This is a genomic window from Flavobacterium sp. CF108 (assembly GCF_900129795.1).
Classification (GTDB): Bacteria; Bacteroidota; Bacteroidia; order Flavobacteriales; family Flavobacteriaceae; genus Flavobacterium.
The window spans coordinates 145,312-162,246 of the sequence record NZ_FQWW01000009.1 but is presented as its reverse complement, the minus strand read 5'-3'; the positions used below and the strand labels follow the sequence as shown (position 1 = coordinate 162,246).

Here is a 16,935-nt window from a genome sequence, read left to right as displayed (position 1 = left end):
TAGAAAATGGAAAAAGATAACATTGCAGTAGGTCTAGATATTGGAACGACAAAAATAGTTGCCATGATAGGCAAGAAGAACGAATATGGCAAACTGGAAATTTTGGGTATTGGGAAATCCAAAAGTTTAGGTGTTGCACGTGGTGTTGTAAACAACATTACGCAGACTATTCAATCGATTCAGCAAGCAATACTTGAAGCAGAAAATAATTCAGGTTATAAAATAAAAGATGTTGTGGTGGGTATCGCCGGACAACACATTAGAAGTATTCAGCATACAGATTACATCAGCCGTAACAATCCGGAAGAAGTAATTGGCGAAAAAGATATTCAGCTTTTAATCGATCAGGTAAATAAACTGGCGATGTTACCGGGAGAAGAAATTATTCACGTTCTGCCGCAGGAATTTAAAATCGACGGACAGTCTGAAATAAAAGAACCAATCGGGATGTATGGCGGAAGATTAGAATCTAGTTTTCACGTTGTAGTAGGGCAGGCTTCTTCAATCAGAAATGTTGGAAGATGTATTCAGAGTTCAGGAATCGAATTATCAGGATTGACATTAGAACCATTAGCTTCGGCAGATGCAGTTTTAAGTCAAGAAGAAAAAGAAGCTGGAGTTGCACTTATCGATATTGGTGGTGGAACAACAGATTTAGCCATTTTTAAAGACGGAATTATTCGTCATACTGCTGTAATTCCTTTTGGAGGAAATGTAATTACAGATGATATTAAAGAAGGCTGTTCGATCATCGAAAAACAAGCAGAGCTTTTAAAAATAAAATTCGGTTCAGCATGGCCGGGAGAAAATAAAGACAACGAAATTGTTTCTATTCCTGGTTTAAGAGGTAGAGAGCCAAAAGAGATTTCGCTTAAAAACTTATCTAAAATTATTCACGCTCGTGTAGTGGAAATTGTAGAGCAGGTTTTTGCAGAAATCAAAGCTTACGGACACGAAGATCCCCGCAAAAAATTAATTGCAGGAATTGTTCTTACAGGTGGTGGAGCTCAGCTAAAACATATTAAACAATTAGTTGAATATATTACCGGAATGGACACCAGAATTGGATATCCAAACGAGCATCTGGCAGGAAACTCAAGCGAAGAAATTTCTAGTCCGTTATTTGCAACCGCTGTTGGATTAGTAATGAACAGCATTGAAAACAGCACACAAAGCGCAATTAGAATGGAAGTAGTAAATGAACAGCCAAAAGTTGTTTATAGAAATGTTCCTCCGCCGGTGCAGCGATACGAAGTTGAAGAAAACTACGTTGAACAAGTAGAAACTTTTGAAGAACCAAGAGAAGTGAAAACGACAAAGGTTGCTGCAGAATCTACAGAAACAAAAATAAGACGATCATTTTTTGATAGATATGTCGATAAAATCAAAGATTTTTTAGACAACGCTGAGTAAATATAAGCCGAATAAAAAGAGAAAAGGATTACTTTTTGCCCCAAGTCAAGAAGTAAAAAATGTACTAAATAAGAATTTCAAAAAACCAAAAAGATGATGAGCAACTCAGAATTTGGAAGTATTTCATTTGATTTACCGAAAAACCAATCAAATGTAATCAAAGTAATAGGTGTAGGTGGAGGTGGTAGTAACGCGATTAACCACATGTTTAAGCAAGGGATTAAAGGTGTAGATTTTATCGTTTGTAATACCGATTCACAAGCATTGCAAAATAGTTCAGTACCTAACAAAATTCAGTTAGGTATGAATTTAACAGAAGGTTTAGGAGCAGGAGCAAATCCTGATGTAGGACAGCAGTCTGCTATTGAAAGTATCGCTGACATTGAAAAAATGTTAGACCGTGGTACTAAAATGGTATTTATTACCGCAGGTATGGGTGGAGGAACCGGAACAGGTGCTGCACCAGTTATCGCACAATTAGCAAAAGAAAGAGAGATCCTTACAGTAGGTATCGTGACAATTCCGTTTCAATTTGAAGGGAAAGTACGTCAGGAACAAGCGCTTTTAGGAATCGAAAAATTACGTAAACAAGTTGACTCTTTAATCGTAATTAATAATAATAAATTAAGAGAAGTTTACGGAAACCTTGGTTTCAAAGCAGGATTCTCAAAAGCGGATGAAGTTTTAGCAACAGCCTCTAGAGGTATTGCTGAAGTAATTACGCACCACTATACTCAAAATATCGATTTACGCGATGCTAAAACAGTTTTGGCAAACAGCGGAACGGCTATTATGGGATCTGCTGTGGCAGAAGGAGAAAACAGAGCAAAAGATGCTATCGTATCTGCATTAGATTCTCCATTATTAAATGACAATAAAATTACAGGAGCCAAAAACGTATTGTTGCTTATCGTTTCTGGATCTAACGAAATAACGCTTGACGAAATTGGAGAAATCAACGATCACATTCAGGCAGAAGCAGGTTACAATGCCAATATTATCATGGGAGTTGGTGAAGACGAAACTCTTGGTGAAGCTATTGCTGTAACTATTATTGCGACTGGTTTTGATGTTGAACAACAAAACGAAATCGTTAATACGGAGCCTAAAAAGATCATTCACACGTTAGAAGATGAGCAAAGAAGTGTTCATAATTTAACAAACAGACCGCTTACTTCTTTTGATTTAAATGCAGAGACACCAACTGCAAAAACAGAAGATAAAGTAGTTTTTGAGTTAATGGAAGATACGGTTGCTCCCGTAATTCAAACTCCAGTTGCGCCGGTAACAACGCCAACAATTAATCAGGAAGAATTGGTAGTAATGTCTGAGTTTATTAAAAACCTTGACGTAACTTTTGAAATCGTTTCGCCAATTACTGATATTGATTTTAAAATTTCAACTCCGGCAGCAGTTGTTCAGGAAGTAAAACCTGTACAACAGCAAAGAACTTTTGAAAGAGAAGAACAAACTACTTTTTCATTTGATTTACCGCTTTTCAAATCTGAGCCAGAAGTGAAAAGAGAGCCAGCTGCAGAGCAGGAAAATAAAATCATGTTTGAGTTAACAAACGAAACTCGTAATATTAAAGTAAACGATCCAGTTTCATTTGTTCCGGTAACAGAACTTTCTGATAACGGAATTATCAAATATTCGTTAGAAGAATATATGGAAGTTGAAAACGAATTGACAGCTTCTAAACCAGTTGAAAAAGTGATCGAGGATACAGTTCCTGAGGAATTGAATATTACTTTAAAACCAAGAGTTGATTTTGCAAGTCAGCCTGATTTTACAACAACTTCAGAAGTTTCTCCAATGGAATTAACAATTGAAGAAACACTTCGTTTAAGAGCTGAAGAAAGAAGAAAGAAACTAAAAGAATTTAATTATAAATTCCATAATAACGTTTCAAGAATCGATGAGTTGGAAAAAGAGCCGGCTTACAAAAGATTAGGAATCGATTTATCGAATTCTCAATCTAACAATACAAATTCGAGAATTTCGGTTGGAACAGATAGTAACAACGATTTGCAATTGCGTTCAAACAATTCATTTTTGCACGACAACGTAGATTAATTTTACAATCATAATATTAGGATAGCCCGAAAATTGGATTTAATTTTCGGGTTATTTTTTTTATCTTCGCACAGAATTTAGAAATTTGACTTCTTTACCTAACTTTTAAAGTTAATTTTGTTGTCAGTTCAAGCGAAGTCGAGAACACTTTCGATACAGATATCAATTTATAAGCACTAGCTTATTCAAATAAAAAAATAAAAGATGAGTTTACAAACACAAATCATGGAAGAGATTAAAACTGCCATGAAAGCAAAAGATACAGTAGCATTAGAATCTTTAAGAGCAATTAAATCTGAATTATTATTAGCTTCAACAGCTTCTGGATCGAAAGAAGAATTATCAGAAGACGATGAAATTAAATTACTTCAAAGATTAGTTAAAACTCGTAAAGAAAGCGCAAGAATTTTTACAGAACAAAATCGTCCTGATTTAGCTGAACCAGAATTGGCTCAGGTTGCAGTAATCGAGAAATTTTTACCAGCACAGTTAAGTGAAGAAGAAGTAGAAGCTGTAATTGCAAAAATTATCGCTGAAACTGGAGCTTCAGGAATTGCTTCAATGGGTAAAGTTATGGGATTAGCTTCTGCTCAATTAGGCGGAACTGCTGAAGGAAAAACAATCTCAGCAATTGTAAAGAAACTTTTGGTTTAAAAATAATTTTAGATTTAAGAGTGTAGATTTTAGATTTCAACCAGCAATCTAAAATCTACACTCTTAAATCATAAATCTACTGACCGCGTAGTTCAACTGGATAGAATATCAGATTTCGGCTCTGAGGGTTGGGGGTTCGAACCCCTCCGCGGTCACTATAAAAAATGAAAGCCTGCAAAGTTTATATTTTGCAGGCTTTTTTATGGATCAACTAATTTTATTTTAAACAGTATTTCTTAAATTCTCAATCGCAATATTTAATCTTTTGATTATAATTACAAAATTAAACTTTATAAAGACTTCGCATAGCCTAAAAATATGGAATTATCTCGAAGATAAGCCGTAATCCAAATCAATGCCAATGGGATTGCAGGATTGAATATTGAGCCATCATGGGATAACTCTGTTGCCATTGCCCCTGCAAAATAACAAGACAGGAGAATAAAACCTATACGCATTGTCTTTGGAAAGACAAATAAGAGCGCAAAAGTCATTTCCATCAAACCAAGAAATATTGCTGAATTTGGTAAATTGAATTTAATTAAACCTTCTACCGACCAAGGCAGGTGAATAGCTTTCATAAGACCACTTACTACTACCATAAATGTGGTTAATGATATTAATAAAACAGTGATAATCTTTTTTGCTTTCATAAAAGTCTTTTCGATTAATTAGTTAAAGTTCTTGTTTCAATAATTAAAAAATAACCGATACGTTCTTTTATCAGCCATTTTCCATCTTTGAAAATGTATTTATCTTCATATTTAACACTGTAATCTGAGAGAATATCTTTTCCATCATTTTCTCTAATCATTTTTAATTGGGAGAAAGAAATTCCTTTTGCAGTAGCATCTCCAATTTCTACTTGATGCTGTCCATTCATTGTAAAATATGTTTTTACCTCTGAGGCATGTTTATTGAAATCCTTTTCCATATTCTCTCTTCCAGAAACAGATGATATTAATACGTTATTCATATAAACGTTATAGTTCATATCTGGGGTGAATAAATCCATTACTTGAGAGATTTTTTTTTCATCACCTAAAGAGGCGTATGCATCGATTAAGGTTCTCAATTCTTCTTTGATTTTTAAAATTTCTAATGTCATGATTTTAATGTTTTTTTTAAATTATTAGAGCAAAATTATAGTATATTAGCTTACAATTTATTAGTTGTTACTTAAAGGTTAGTAGCTTACAAAATTGTATATATGATGGATTCAGAAAAAAAGCAAATTGAAAATAAAGCATTTACTGAAGAATGCAACGCAGTTTTGATGGCTGTTTCCGACGCGCTATATGCAATAGGAGGTAAATGGAAATTAATGATAATAATTTCAATGGCTAGGGGAAATAAAAGATTTACCGAAATTCAACGACAAGTTAAAGGTATTTCTGCAAGAGTTCTTTCAAGTGAATTAAAAGAATTGGAGATTAATGGTTTCATTATAAAGAAAGTGGCTGTTGGATATCCCGTAACAATTGAATACGAATTACTACCTTATAGTCAAACGTTACAAGAAGTAGTAGAAGCGATGACAAAATGGGGGATGCAGCACCGCCAAAAAATTAAAACGGAAAGTTCATTGGATAAATCCAAAAACTGAATAAATAATATATAATTGAAATCTGTGAGGTAGCAATTACAGGTTTTTTGCAAAAATGTTCGCATAATATAAAAGTTAATTCTTGCAGTCTAAAAAGGAATTAAAGAGCTGGTATACCGAGCCTGTTACTGGATCCTCTAAAAAGAAGCCTGAGAGGTGAAAAATCTTGAAACAAGATTACAGTTATCACTTTTCACTGCCACAATCACACCGCCTGAATCAAGAGTTATATGGTCATACAACTGCCTGTTGATTTCTGGTGTAAACCAGCGTAAATGTATTTTTTCACCTTTGTCAACCAAGAAAACCCTTTCGGCAACGGCATTTTCATTTGCTGTTTTCAATAGTATTTCATCACTTAACCACTCTTCGAAGGGAAAAATACAGACCTGATTGCCGTCGAACGTCTGATCCGTAAAAGCATCTATCTTCAATTTTTAACTCTGCAAAAATATTTTTTTTAAAATTTAGGTAGGGTAAAAGCAAAGCAAATTGTTTTATTAAGTTATATACTTTCGTTATGTAAACCTCTTTGGTTTATTTTAAATAAAAAATTAATTGTTGGCTTATGGCTTTAAAGAATCAAGTTGAGGCGCAGCTGCCTACAGACTGGGGAATTTTTAAGATTATGGCGTATTCTGAGGATGTAGATGACTGGATGCCGCATATTGTTTTAGTGCATGAAAAGACAGATTTTAAAAAACCGGTTGCAGTTCGTTTACATTCGGAATGTTTGACTGGAGATATTTTTCATTCTTTGAAATGTGAATGTGGCAAACAGCTGCATGTTGCTATGGATTATTTTAGCAGCAATGGCGGTATTTTGATTTATTTACGTCAGGAAGGACGTAATATTGGAATTATTAATAAGCTTAAAGCATACAAACTTCAGGAGGAAGGTAAGGATACAGTAGAAGCTAATCTGGCACTTGGATTGTCAGCTGACGGACGCTCTTTTGATGAAGCTATAGCTATTTTGGAAGATTTGGATGTAAAATCTATTGTGCTTTTGACAAATAATCCTGAAAAAATGAAGGCTTTCGAGGATTCCAGTGTGGTATTGACAGATTGTATCCCCATTGAGATTGAGTCAACAAAAGAAAGTGAGGGTTACCTGCGTACAAAAAAAGATTTTTTCAAGCATTTTCTGAATTTGGATCCTGTTCAATAATGACACTTTGAGCGTATATGTATTTGATTTTATGAAAAGAAAAGAATTGACGGTCGATTGGTTATTTTATCACTCAGTTTTTATTTTGATTGGGTTGTTTATTGACATGGTCAATGGAACCGTATGTTTTTGTCTTATTGCAGGCGCTTTTGTTTTTTTGATCTTTCTGATTAAAAACTGGTCTGGATTTACAGAAAAAAAATACTGGGGCGGCATGCCTAATATGGTGACATTATTTCGGCTGATGTTGCTTTTTACGGCACCATTTATCATGAATGATCGTTTCAATATAGCTATTTTGGGTACTGCTTTTGTAATGCTGGATGGTGTTGATGGCTTTTTGGCGAGACGACTTGATCAGATTACGCATTTTGGAGGGATGCTTGATATGGAAGCTGATGCTTTTTTCTGTTTGATGTTTTCGTTGTTGATCGGATTAGAACATCCAGAAATGCGATGGGTTTTGGCTGCAGGAGGTATGCGGTATTTTTATAAAATTATTACGACAGTATGGAATAGAAAGGTTTTTGCAGAGGAAAAACAGAAATATGCCCGTTTTTTTGCAGGTTGTTATTTTGTTAGTCTGGTGCTGTTTTTTTATGTGGATTTTTCATTTGGAAAATATATTGTTGCGATTGGTAATGGGCTCGTTCTGTTTTCATTTTTGATTTCATTTTTACATTTTTTTAAAAAAAGAAGTGCGTGATTATTATTTTAACATCTGGCATTTGTGAAAAAATTAGCGGCGGAACAGTTTACAATACGAAGCTTTTTGAATTTTTAATAGCAAAAGGCCGCAGGGCAGCAGTTGATGTTGTACCAGATATTAATGGATATGATTTTAAAGATGATGTGTCCTATATAATTGATGGTATTTTGATTGATGAAAAACTGAATGTAACAAGGTTGAAGGGTTTTAAGATTTGTTTTTTGATTCATCTTTGGCCGTCTGTAAATGGTTTACACGTTAATAATAATAGGTTAATTAAGGTTGAGAAGTTGATTTGTGAGACGTTTATGATTTTTGCTACAGGAATGGTTTCATTAGATTATATAAACAATGTCATACAGCCTGCAGCCAAAACATGCTATTTAATAGAACCTGGTATTGATAGTGGTTGGAAGAAGAAAAATTGCTTTAATGAGAAACCGCAGAAAATAGTTTATCTGGCTAATTATATTGAAGGCAAGGGGCATATTAAACTTTTGGCGCTTGTTAAAAAGTTGAGATATTTAGATTTCAAGGTGGATTGTTTCGGAGAAATACTCTCAAAACCTTATTTTTTGGAGCTAGTAAATGAAGTTGAACGTTCTGAATTAGAGAGTATTACTTTTAATGAGGCTGTACCGCACGAACATATAAATGAATTGCTTTTAGAATATGATCTGATGCTGCATTTTTCGGATTATGAAAGTTATGGTATGGGAATTATGGAAGCACTTTGTGCACATTTACCTTGTATAATTACACCCACGGGTAATTTTAAAAAATATCAATCTATTGGTATTCAGGGTATTTTGAATTCGTTTGATGTGAGTGAAATGACAAATGCTGTAGAAGATGTTCTAAATTCTCCGGTCATGTATTTACAATTGATACAATCTGTAAAAGGATTAAATATGCAAAGCTGGGAGACTAACTTTGAATTGTTTTTAAGTAAAATAGAAGAGCTATGATAATTTTTGCATTTGTGTTTGGGTATCTTAGTTTACTTATTGAGTTGATATTTTTTCATGTGCCAAGTGTAGCAAATACACAGAATTTTTTCAAAAAAAACAATAATTATGAGGTTGATGAAAGTGAATATATTACTAAAATCTATAAATGGCCTATGTGGAAAAAAATTATGATTTTGGCAGTGCCGTTCTTTTTTATAAATGTTTATTTTTTGCTGCCTTTTTTATATTTTTTTCCGAATCTTCATGAAAGTAAATGGCTGGTTTTTGAAACGAATAATTGGCTGATTATTATCGGTACACTTTGTGTAATTGCAGGCAGATTGATAACATTTGGCTCTATGTTATATATGCGAAAAGAAAATAAACAAATACAAAATAGTTTTAAACTGCATGTAAGCGGCATTTTTAATTATTCCCGAAATCCGGGATTAGATGGTATGTTTTTGTTTTTCACCGGATTTGGCATTTTGTTTCCAAGTTTTTTAATTTGGGGAGGATTGATATTATATTTCTTTTATATGCGATTTAGAGTGAAAATTGAAGAGGAATTTCTGAAGAAATTATTTAAGGAAGAATATTTGGATTATATTATTAGAACGAAACGCTTTTTATTATTTTAAATGGAAAAAATGATTGAAAATCAGCAGCAAACAATTAAAACTTGGTTTGATAAAACGTATTTAACAAGAGGTGAAATGTATCTTCGGCCGAAAGAGGCGTATTATATTTTTGCTGAACTGCTTCAGATTAAACCTGATGCAAAATTTCTCGATGTTGCTTGTGGATTGGGCAGAATGTTAGAAATAGGATTAGATTATAAAGCAGAATGCAGCGGTGTTGATATTTCTAGTGTGGCAGTAGAAAAAGCAAAATTGAAACTGCCGGAAGCTGTAATTGTAGAAGCTAATGCCGAAGCCCTTCCTTTTGATGATAACATGTTTGATTTTGTTACCTGTCTGGGATCTTTAGAGCGAATGCTTGATAAAGATAAAGTGTTACAAGATATTAAAAGAGTTACAACTGCTGATTCCAGAATTTGTTTTATGGTAAGGAATTCTAATTCCTGGCGCTGGTTGTTTACTAAAAAACTTTTTTTTGCAGTTAATAAAAAAGGACATCAGGACGCAAAAAATTATCAGCAATGGAAAACTTTATTTGAGCAGCAACAGCTTGAAATTATAAGCTGTATCCCGGATCAATGGCCAATAATGCGCATATTACAGATTTTGACTTTTGGTAAATTTACTGGTTACAAAAACAAACAAAACAGTTTTACACCATTACAATATGCCAATGAATTTATTTTCATTTTGAAGAAGAATTAATTTGAATACACCAACCGACATAACGCAATTATATAATGCTCTTTTTGAAATTGAAGCTAAACTAAAATCCGATGGTGAATATCCAATTCATAAACGGTTAGATTTTGGGGGAATGTTTAATGATATTTATGAATTTTTGGTTTCAAAAATCGATATAAAAAATAAACATATCTTAGATGCTGGCTGTGGTGTGGGCTTCGGCAGTTTACTTTTTGCAAAAAACAATGCCGCAAAAATCACAGGAATCAGCGTTAGCAATTTAGAAATAGAAAGTGCTGATCGCAATAAAAATAAATATCATTTTGATAATGTTGATTTTAAAGTCAGCAATTTTGAAAATACAGCATCTTGTAATTATGATTTAATTTTTTGTGTAGAATCACTTAAACACTCTTTAGACTTTGATAAAGATTTTAATGCATTATTAAACGGGTTAAAGCCGAATGGTAAGTTAATCATTGTTGATGATTTTTTTGAAGGCAAAATTACAACAGCAGCATGTGAGGCTTTTATGTCTGATTGGAATTTGAATTTTTTATTTGCATTGTCTCATTTCTCCGGCATGCCGCATAAATTTACATTAGAACGGGAAGATTTAACACATTTTATGCCTAAAAAGTCTTTGTTTAAAATCAATATGCAGCTTCTGTTTTTTAAATTATTAAGACGTAAATCAATGCTTAAAAAGCTTTTTAAAGGCGGATTGTTACTTGATAAATTGTACGCAAAAAAAACAATGAAATATCAATTAATTATAATAACAAAACAAGAATGAAGCATACATTAATATATACGTTTTTAGGTATTCTGCCGCCCATCATTAGTTTTGTTTTATTACCTGTGTTTTTAAAATACCTAACTATAAATGAGTATGCAATATTGTCATTATCCAATGCTTTTTTTGCAATATTTTCTATAATTTTAAACTTAAAAGTAGATCAGGCGTTTAGACATATTTATTTTTTTGAGCCGGATAATACACCTAAACAGCTGGCATTGTTTAGGAATTTGTTTAATTTTCAGGTTATTATTTTTTGCTTTTGGATTCTCGTTATGTATCTGTGCGGCGATCAATTGTTTCATTTTGTTTTTAAAAACAATTTTTCGTTTTTTCCTTATACTTTTATAATGATGTTATCGCTATTTGTCAGCATGTTGAATGGCTTCTATTTTCTCTATTTGCAAAATAAATTTGAAGCTAAGAAGTATAGCTTATATTTTATTGTCAATATTTTGCTTACACCAATCTTACAGATACTATGTATAAAAATTTTTAAATTAGGGTTTTTATGGTTTTTGCTTTCTTCGCTTTGTGCTAACCTGCTTATGTTTTTGTTGATTATTTTTAATAACAGATTGCTTTTTAAAATTGAATTTTCAAAACCTGTTATCAAAGAAGCACTTCAGTTTTCGCTGCCGTTTATTCCGTTTTTGATATTATATAATTTAGAAAATCAATTAGACAGATTTTTTATAGAGAAGTTTTTGACACTTGAAGATTTAGTACGTTATTCAGTTTTGTTAAGCATTTCAAGTACCATTTTTATACTGTTTAATAGTCTGGATAATGCAATAAGACCGGAATTATTTTCGATACTTTCTAAAAAAACAGAAGGTTTTGAATTGTTAGTTCAGGAAAAAATGGATTTTTATCTTTTAATCGGTCTTATGGTATTAAGTTTTTTATCAGCTTTTGGTATAAATATTCATTGGTTTTTAAATCATCCAAAATATAATGGTATAAGTTTATATTTTCCGATAGTAGCTCTAGTATTTTTGCCATTAATTTTATTGCGTTTTTTAGGATTGATTTTAATGTATGAAAACAAAATTAAAAAGATTAATTATTTTGCAGTTGGTAAAATAGTATTGATGGCAATTCTATTTTATTTTTTAGTACCTCAGCTAAAAATTAATGGTGCGCTAATGACGATTGGAATTTCAAATTTGTTGAATGTTTGTGTTTTTTATGCTATTATTCAAGCAAAAATACTTCCCGGTCGAGAGATATATTTTTATGTCAGCCTATTTGTATTATTAAATAGTGTGATGTTGTTTTTGAATAAATCGACACTTGCACCCACAATAGCTATTCTTCAATTTGGTTTTTTTATTTTGATATTTCTGATAAAATATCAAAAAGAATTAAGAAAACAATGGCAACCATATAAAATAATCTAATATGAAAGTTAAGCCGGCCTATTGGGATCTGTTATTAAACATAAAAGAAACCTATCAAAGTATTGATGTCTCAACAGAAACGCTGAGCATTACTTATGAATATAATGTAATAAAAAGTACAGGTTCCTCTTTATCAGAATATCTGGCAGTCATTTGCTTTTATCCTGATAAAGAAAAAGAAGCTTTTTTTGAAGTTTTATATGGTAAGACTTTCCCAAAACAGCTAAAAAATGTTTTTAACCTGTATTTGGGCTATATATTAGTAAACAAACATTCTAAAATACCTTTCACCTGTGTTCACGTAGCACAAACTATTGATGGTAAAATTGCGACCGTGACCAGAAAATCTAAATGGATTGGTAATCAGGAAAATTTAATTCATAATCACCGAATAAGAGCACTGGTTGATGCAATACTTATTGGGGGTAATACATTTAGGATTGATAGACCAAAGCTTGATGTGAGACATGTAAAAGGCAAAAACCCTATTAAAGCCATAATTGCAAATTCACCGTTGGAACTTGAAGATTTAACACCGGGCAAAACATACCTTTTTAGTTGCAAAAACCTGTCATATAATCATATGCCTCCCGATGTAGAAGTAGTTAATATCAATGATGGGACTGAGTGTATACCTATAAAATCATTATTAGAAGTTTTGAAACAAAATGGTGTGCATTCTGTTCTTGTAGAAGGAGGGGCTTTAACAATTAGAAGATTTATTGAACACAAAATGCTGTCAAGAATAGAGTTTCATATTGCTCCAATGTTATTTGGTTCAGGTAAAAATGGAATTGAATTACAGGAAATTCAAGATTTAAACGAGGCAATATGTTTAAATAATCCAAAGTATTATAATATAGGAAATGCAATAATGATAGTTTCAAATTTATAGTTTATGAAAGCAAAGGCATTTTGGCATAACAATAAAAACACATCAGAAATAAAAACGGAACAGCTTAATTTTAGTAATATAAATCAAGCTGTTAAAATGCATACCAGATATTCTTCAATAAGTATAGGTACAGAAAAACTCGTTGCGAACGGCGAAATACCCCTAGATCTTTATACTAAAATGAAAGTAAATTATATGGGAGGTGGTTTTGATTTTCCTATAAAATATGGCTATTCATTAGTGGGAGAAACAGATGATCAAAGATGGGCACATGTTATGCATCCACATCAAGATCAAATTATAGTTAATGATAATGATTGTTATTTTTTTTCTCAGGAAGACATAGATCCTGTTGCTGCTACCCAGTTTTCTAATCTTGAAACAGTAATTAATGCCATTTGGACATCTAAAGTAAAACAAACAGATATTGTTTTAGTTTGTGGTACCGGAAGCGTTGGTGTTTTGTTGGCACAAACAATAAAAAAATATATTGGAGCAACAGTATTTGTTCAGGAAATAAATCCGGTAAAAAAAGAAAAATTAAAACACTTTGGGTTTGATTTATGTGAAAATAACCTCGAATATGATATTACATTTAATGTATCTGCCAATCAAAAAGGCTTGCAATATTGTATCGATCATACAGTTGAAGAAGGAAAAATAATAGAGTTAAGCTGGTATGGAAACAACCCTGTTTTACTGCAATTAGGTGGAAATTTTCATTATAAAAGACTGCAGATTATTAGTTCACAAGTATCTTCAATACCACATGAAAAAAAAGAAGTTTATAGCTTTTTGACCCGAAAACAATTAGTAGAACATTTACTTAAAACTATAGATTATAAGATTTTTATATCGAACACAATTCTTTTTGATGAACTCCCTCTTTATTTTGATCAAATTAGAAAAAACAAACCTAATGAAGATTTCATAACTATAGTAAAATATTAACCCAAATATAAAAATATGTATTTTGTAAAAATTAGAGAAAGCATGATGATTGCCCATTCCTTAAAACATCCCTTTTTTGGACCGGCACAAAATGTTCATGGAGCAACGTTTGTAGTAGACGTAACATTTAAAGCCACAAACCTTGACAAACATAATGTTGTAATTGATATTGGTCTGGCGCATAAAGTAGTAAAAGACATATTGTCAAAACTTGATTATCAAAATTTAGACGATTTGGATATTTTTAAAGGTAAACTCACCACTACAGAGTTTATAGCCCGATATGTCTATGACGAAGTAAGCTTAAAAGTAAAATCTTATTTTGAAGGCAAAATCAGCATTTCAATAAAAGAAAACCCCAATGCCTGGGCTGGTTTTGAAGAGGATTAATACAACGACAGATCTTACAATATATAATAAACAATAATATGATCGCAGTTACTATTTATTTATTACTTAATTTTTTGCTATTTGTTCCTTTGTATTTTTTCAATAAAGAAACCTCAACTTTTTTACCTATAGACCAAATCTTCAGGCGAAAAAGCTTGCGATTAGCAGGTAGAGCACTATTTGGGAGAATGAATAAAGACATATTTCGACTAAACATGGAATTCACAATAGTTATACTCTTGCTGTCAATATTGAAAAATTATATTAATTTTCAATATGTAACTATTCCATTTCAAATATATTATATACTTACCTTAATTGTATTTTACTATCACCATAGTATTTATGGTATTTATAATAACTTTCCTGCAATTGTTTCTGATTTTCAGCTTATTATAGAAGGTTTGAAAATCGCTTGGGCTGGGTATAAAAAGCAATTACTACTTGGTATTGGTGTTTTTTTAATTTTATTAATCCTCATCATTAAATTAAACATCATAATGCTTGCACAAATTCAAAATACGAATGTCATAATATTACAGATACTTGCATCAATTATTATATTCATACCACTTAGACACTTTTTTTTTCGCCGTATAAACTATATTTATTTGCAGGAGGAAAGCAATTTTGTACACTATTCAGGGATGGGAATTCAGGCTCTTTCATTTTTAATCAGTTCTAATATCTTTTTTAGTAAAAAAGCAAAGGACGAGATAGCTTTAATACCTCAAATTTATAACAAAACTAAGCTTATATTATCGCGAGTTCAAACGCTAAAGCAAAGTCCTAACATTTATTTTATAGCCTTGGAATCCTATGGAGCCATTTTATACGAAAACGAAGCATATACCCAGCCATACACTCAACTATTGGAAACCATACATCAAAAAATTCAAAGTGACCAATGGCATGCGACAAGTTTTTTATCAAATTCACCTGTAAGCGGCGGAGGCTCTTGGATGGCATTTTTTTCCGTTCTCAAAGGGATACAAATAAAAACAGATTCCCTATACCGTAAATTAGTCCAGCTAAGGGATCAATATCCTGTGCAATCCATTTTCACAGTATTAAGAAAATTTCAATACAACACCTTCTTGGTTTCAGGAATTGGAGGGTTTGAAAATTTAAAAGTGCCATGGAAAGAATTTTTAGAATTTGCAGATGTACAAGATGTAGTTACCCACAAAGATCTCAATTATACAGGTCCGTCATTTATTTTTGAGTCAGCACCAGATCAGTACTTTCTCAATCGATCAATTCAAATCATGAAAGAAAAGAACCAGGGTAAGCCCCTCGCTTTTTTTGTAGAAACTCTCAATTCTCATTACGATTTTTATACCCCCACAGTACTCTTGGATCAATGGGAAGACTGTAATACCACTTCTTTAGAACATTACAAACCAACAGATCCAAAAAACAATAACAAAGATAATTACTTTGAAGCCATTAAATATCAATTAAAGACCATTGAAAACTTAATTTTAAACGAGTCTCAAGATACTATTTTTGTCATTTTCGGAGATCACCAGCCACCAATGATAACAACCGACCAAAACTCGTTCAAAACCCCTGTGCATATCATTTCAAAAAACAAAGATTTTATTGCATTATGGCATCAAAAAAATTTTTCAAATAACCTCATCGTCGATATTGAAAAAACACCAATCGTCCATCATCACGAATTAAAAAACTTATTTCTAGAATGCTTTTTACAGCAATATTCAGTCTAAGGCCATGTAATTTCAGTAGGTATATTGTCAGATTAGATGTTTTTATATAAATCATAAAACAAGATCAATAAGATAAGGATAGAAATGGTTCCAGTAAAAGGTTCGAATTTTGTACCAAGGCATTCACTAAAACGGCCAAATATATAAAATATATTTGGCCGTTTTTTATAACTGTATTATTGGGTATTGTCAAAAATTAAAATGGAATATATAATCTTATTTAAAAAAATACCCAATCGTGACTTGAAAAACTCTATTTTTCATATCATTATTTATAAAACGATTGACATCACTTTCTTTAAAAACATTCGAATACGAAATATTATATCTTAAGTCAGTATAAAATTTATCTTTGAATTGATAGCCCAATCCAAAATTTACAGAGGTATCTATACCGCTTGAATAATCAGTCAGTTCAAAACTTTCCTTATTTTGGTACCCTAAAAAATTGTCTTCGTACTTATTTTTAGCATTAAAAAGAATTCCTATTTGAGGCCCCGCTTGAAGGCTTAATCCGTTTAGTACAAAATATTTTAGCATAACGGGAATATTTAAATAATTCAATTCAATAGTACCATTATAGTTTGAAATTATTACATCTTTATCAGAAAAAGAATGTTTAGTCCCCTGTTGGCTGTACAGCAATTCAGGTTGAAGCGAAAATCTTTTCGTCAACGGAATTTCGACCATTGCACCTGCCGTAAATCCGGTTTTTGATGATGAATTTAATTCGCTTTCATCGCAAGTCAGGGTTGAAATATTTAAACCTGCTTTTAGACCCACTTTAACTTTTTGATCTTGAGCTATAGCTGATACGCACAAAAAAAGTGCGCTTAAAATTAGCATTGATTTTTTCATTG

General features: G+C 32.0%; 19 protein-coding genes and 1 tRNA gene. 16 read left to right on the top strand and 4 right to left on the bottom strand.

The annotated features are described in order from the left end of the window. The first annotated feature begins 6 nt into the window (after positions 1 to 6). The 4 genes from ftsA (at position 7) to BUE10_RS21530 (ending at position 4,298) form a co-directional block, all read left to right on the top strand. The gene (gene ftsA / locus BUE10_RS21545) at positions 7 to 1,413 is read left to right on the top strand and encodes a cell division protein FtsA (protein ID WP_053472098.1); all 1,407 of its coding nucleotides are present in this window, start codon (positions 7 to 9) and stop codon (positions 1,411 to 1,413) included. Between the two features lie 93 nt (positions 1,414 to 1,506). Beyond that, the gene (ftsZ, locus tag BUE10_RS21540) at positions 1,507 to 3,489 is read left to right on the top strand and encodes a cell division protein FtsZ (protein WP_073488904.1); all 1,983 of its coding nucleotides are present in this window, start codon (positions 1,507 to 1,509) and stop codon (positions 3,487 to 3,489) included. A gap of 204 nt (positions 3,490 to 3,693) precedes the next feature. Continuing rightward, a complete protein-coding gene (locus tag BUE10_RS21535) occupies positions 3,694 to 4,143 on the top strand; it encodes a GatB/YqeY domain-containing protein (RefSeq protein WP_073488902.1) in 450 nt (149 codons plus the stop codon). A gap of 81 nt (positions 4,144 to 4,224) precedes the next feature. Next, positions 4,225 to 4,298 (top strand) — tRNA-Arg (locus BUE10_RS21530). 135 nt (positions 4,299 to 4,433) lie between these two features. On the opposite strand, the gene BUE10_RS21525 is transcribed toward BUE10_RS21530, so the two are convergent. Both BUE10_RS21525 and BUE10_RS21520 read right to left on the bottom strand, forming a co-directional pair. Next, positions 4,434 to 4,796, bottom strand: coding sequence for a DoxX family protein (locus BUE10_RS21525; RefSeq protein WP_073488900.1), 363 nt, complete (start codon positions 4,794 to 4,796; stop codon positions 4,434 to 4,436). Positions 4,797 to 4,810: 14 nt separating this feature from the next. Beyond that, positions 4,811 to 5,251, bottom strand: coding sequence for a nuclear transport factor 2 family protein (locus BUE10_RS21520; RefSeq protein WP_073488898.1), 441 nt, complete (start codon positions 5,249 to 5,251; stop codon positions 4,811 to 4,813). A gap of 102 nt (positions 5,252 to 5,353) precedes the next feature. On the opposite strand from BUE10_RS21520, the gene BUE10_RS21515 reads away from it, so the two are divergent. After that, positions 5,354 to 5,749 (top strand): winged helix-turn-helix transcriptional regulator, encoded by a 396-nt coding sequence (locus BUE10_RS21515; protein ID WP_083598247.1) that lies wholly within the window; start codon positions 5,354 to 5,356, stop codon positions 5,747 to 5,749. 137 nt (positions 5,750 to 5,886) lie between these two features. Here BUE10_RS21515 and BUE10_RS21510 read toward each other — a convergent pair whose 3' ends face one another. Next, entirely contained in the window at positions 5,887 to 6,183 is a 297-nt protein-coding gene (locus BUE10_RS21510) for a PhzF family phenazine biosynthesis protein (protein WP_073488896.1), read from the bottom strand. Positions 6,184 to 6,317: 134 nt separating this feature from the next. Between BUE10_RS21510 and ribA the strand changes: the two genes are divergently transcribed. The 11 genes from ribA (at position 6,318) to BUE10_RS21455 (ending at position 16,075) form a co-directional block, all read left to right on the top strand. Continuing rightward, on the top strand, positions 6,318 to 6,920 hold the full coding sequence (gene ribA, locus BUE10_RS21505; RefSeq protein WP_073488894.1) for a GTP cyclohydrolase II: 603 nt from the start codon (positions 6,318 to 6,320) through the stop codon (positions 6,918 to 6,920). A 31-nt stretch (positions 6,921 to 6,951) separates the two neighbouring features. Continuing rightward, positions 6,952 to 7,626: a CDP-alcohol phosphatidyltransferase family protein gene (locus tag BUE10_RS21500; RefSeq protein ID WP_073488892.1), complete on the top strand. Its 675-nt coding sequence runs from the start codon at positions 6,952 to 6,954 to the stop codon at positions 7,624 to 7,626. Next, positions 7,623 to 8,597: a glycosyltransferase gene (locus tag BUE10_RS21495; protein WP_073488890.1), complete on the top strand. Its 975-nt coding sequence runs from the start codon at positions 7,623 to 7,625 to the stop codon at positions 8,595 to 8,597. Before BUE10_RS21500 ends, BUE10_RS21495 begins: the two co-directional genes overlap by 4 nt. Beyond that, the gene (locus BUE10_RS21490) at positions 8,594 to 9,220 is read left to right on the top strand and encodes a methyltransferase family protein (protein WP_073488888.1); all 627 of its coding nucleotides are present in this window, start codon (positions 8,594 to 8,596) and stop codon (positions 9,218 to 9,220) included. The genes BUE10_RS21495 and BUE10_RS21490 overlap by 4 nt, the downstream gene beginning before the upstream one ends. Before the next feature lie 9 nt (positions 9,221 to 9,229). Then, positions 9,230 to 9,925, top strand: coding sequence for a class I SAM-dependent methyltransferase (locus tag BUE10_RS21485; protein ID WP_159439081.1), 696 nt, complete (start codon positions 9,230 to 9,232; stop codon positions 9,923 to 9,925). Between the two features lies 1 nt (position 9,926). Beyond that, entirely contained in the window at positions 9,927 to 10,700 is a 774-nt protein-coding gene (locus tag BUE10_RS21480; protein WP_073488885.1) for a class I SAM-dependent methyltransferase, read from the top strand. Further along, a complete protein-coding gene (locus BUE10_RS23955; protein ID WP_073488883.1) occupies positions 10,697 to 12,106 on the top strand; it encodes a lipopolysaccharide biosynthesis protein in 1,410 nt (469 codons plus the stop codon). Before BUE10_RS21480 ends, BUE10_RS23955 begins: the two co-directional genes overlap by 4 nt. A 1-nt stretch (position 12,107) precedes the next feature. Beyond that, positions 12,108 to 13,001, top strand: a complete 894-nt coding sequence (locus BUE10_RS21470) for a RibD family protein (protein ID WP_073488881.1) — start codon at positions 12,108 to 12,110, stop codon at positions 12,999 to 13,001. Between the two features lie 3 nt (positions 13,002 to 13,004). Next, entirely contained in the window at positions 13,005 to 13,952 is a 948-nt protein-coding gene (locus BUE10_RS21465; protein ID WP_073488879.1) for an MDR/zinc-dependent alcohol dehydrogenase-like family protein, read from the top strand. 15 nt (positions 13,953 to 13,967) lie between these two features. Next, positions 13,968 to 14,342, top strand: coding sequence for a 6-pyruvoyl trahydropterin synthase family protein (locus BUE10_RS21460; RefSeq protein ID WP_073488877.1), 375 nt, complete (start codon positions 13,968 to 13,970; stop codon positions 14,340 to 14,342). Between the two features lie 215 nt (positions 14,343 to 14,557). Next, positions 14,558 to 16,075, top strand: a complete 1,518-nt coding sequence (locus BUE10_RS21455; protein WP_159439080.1) for a sulfatase-like hydrolase/transferase — start codon at positions 14,558 to 14,560, stop codon at positions 16,073 to 16,075. 216 nt (positions 16,076 to 16,291) lie between these two features. Here BUE10_RS21455 and BUE10_RS21450 read toward each other — a convergent pair whose 3' ends face one another. After that, complete coding sequence (locus BUE10_RS21450; protein WP_073488873.1) at positions 16,292 to 16,933, bottom strand: porin family protein; 642 nt, start codon at positions 16,931 to 16,933, stop codon at positions 16,292 to 16,294. Positions 16,934 to 16,935: the final 2 nt, after the last annotated feature.

What these genes read in the sequence shown, in the direction of transcription:
- BUE10_RS21500 (WP_073488892.1), top strand. Translation starts at nt 6,952, where the DNA reads ATGAAAAGAAAAGAATTGACGGTCGATTGGTTATTTTATCACTCAGTT.
- BUE10_RS21460 (WP_073488877.1), top strand. Translation starts at nt 13,968, where the DNA reads ATGTATTTTGTAAAAATTAGAGAAAGCATGATGATTGCCCATTCCTTA.
- BUE10_RS21470 (WP_073488881.1), top strand. Translation starts at nt 12,108, where the DNA reads ATGAAAGTTAAGCCGGCCTATTGGGATCTGTTATTAAACATAAAAGAA.
- BUE10_RS21450 (WP_073488873.1), bottom strand. Translation starts at nt 16,933, where the DNA reads ATGAAAAAATCAATGCTAATTTTAAGCGCACTTTTTTTGTGCGTATCA.
- BUE10_RS21455 (WP_159439080.1), top strand. Translation starts at nt 14,558, where the DNA reads ATGGAATTCACAATAGTTATACTCTTGCTGTCAATATTGAAAAATTAT.
- BUE10_RS21520 (WP_073488898.1), bottom strand. Translation starts at nt 5,251, where the DNA reads ATGACATTAGAAATTTTAAAAATCAAAGAAGAATTGAGAACCTTAATC.
- ribA (WP_073488894.1), top strand. Translation starts at nt 6,318, where the DNA reads ATGGCTTTAAAGAATCAAGTTGAGGCGCAGCTGCCTACAGACTGGGGA.
- BUE10_RS23955 (WP_073488883.1), top strand. Translation starts at nt 10,697, where the DNA reads ATGAAGCATACATTAATATATACGTTTTTAGGTATTCTGCCGCCCATC.
- BUE10_RS21485 (WP_159439081.1), top strand. Translation starts at nt 9,230, where the DNA reads ATGATTGAAAATCAGCAGCAAACAATTAAAACTTGGTTTGATAAAACG.
- BUE10_RS21490 (WP_073488888.1), top strand. Translation starts at nt 8,594, where the DNA reads ATGATAATTTTTGCATTTGTGTTTGGGTATCTTAGTTTACTTATTGAG.
- ftsA (WP_053472098.1), top strand. Translation starts at nt 7, where the DNA reads ATGGAAAAAGATAACATTGCAGTAGGTCTAGATATTGGAACGACAAAA.
- ftsZ (WP_073488904.1), top strand. Translation starts at nt 1,507, where the DNA reads ATGATGAGCAACTCAGAATTTGGAAGTATTTCATTTGATTTACCGAAA.
- BUE10_RS21525 (WP_073488900.1), bottom strand. Translation starts at nt 4,796, where the DNA reads ATGAAAGCAAAAAAGATTATCACTGTTTTATTAATATCATTAACCACA.
- BUE10_RS21515 (WP_083598247.1), top strand. Translation starts at nt 5,354, where the DNA reads ATGATGGATTCAGAAAAAAAGCAAATTGAAAATAAAGCATTTACTGAA.
- BUE10_RS21465 (WP_073488879.1), top strand. Translation starts at nt 13,005, where the DNA reads ATGAAAGCAAAGGCATTTTGGCATAACAATAAAAACACATCAGAAATA.
- BUE10_RS21535 (WP_073488902.1), top strand. Translation starts at nt 3,694, where the DNA reads ATGAGTTTACAAACACAAATCATGGAAGAGATTAAAACTGCCATGAAA.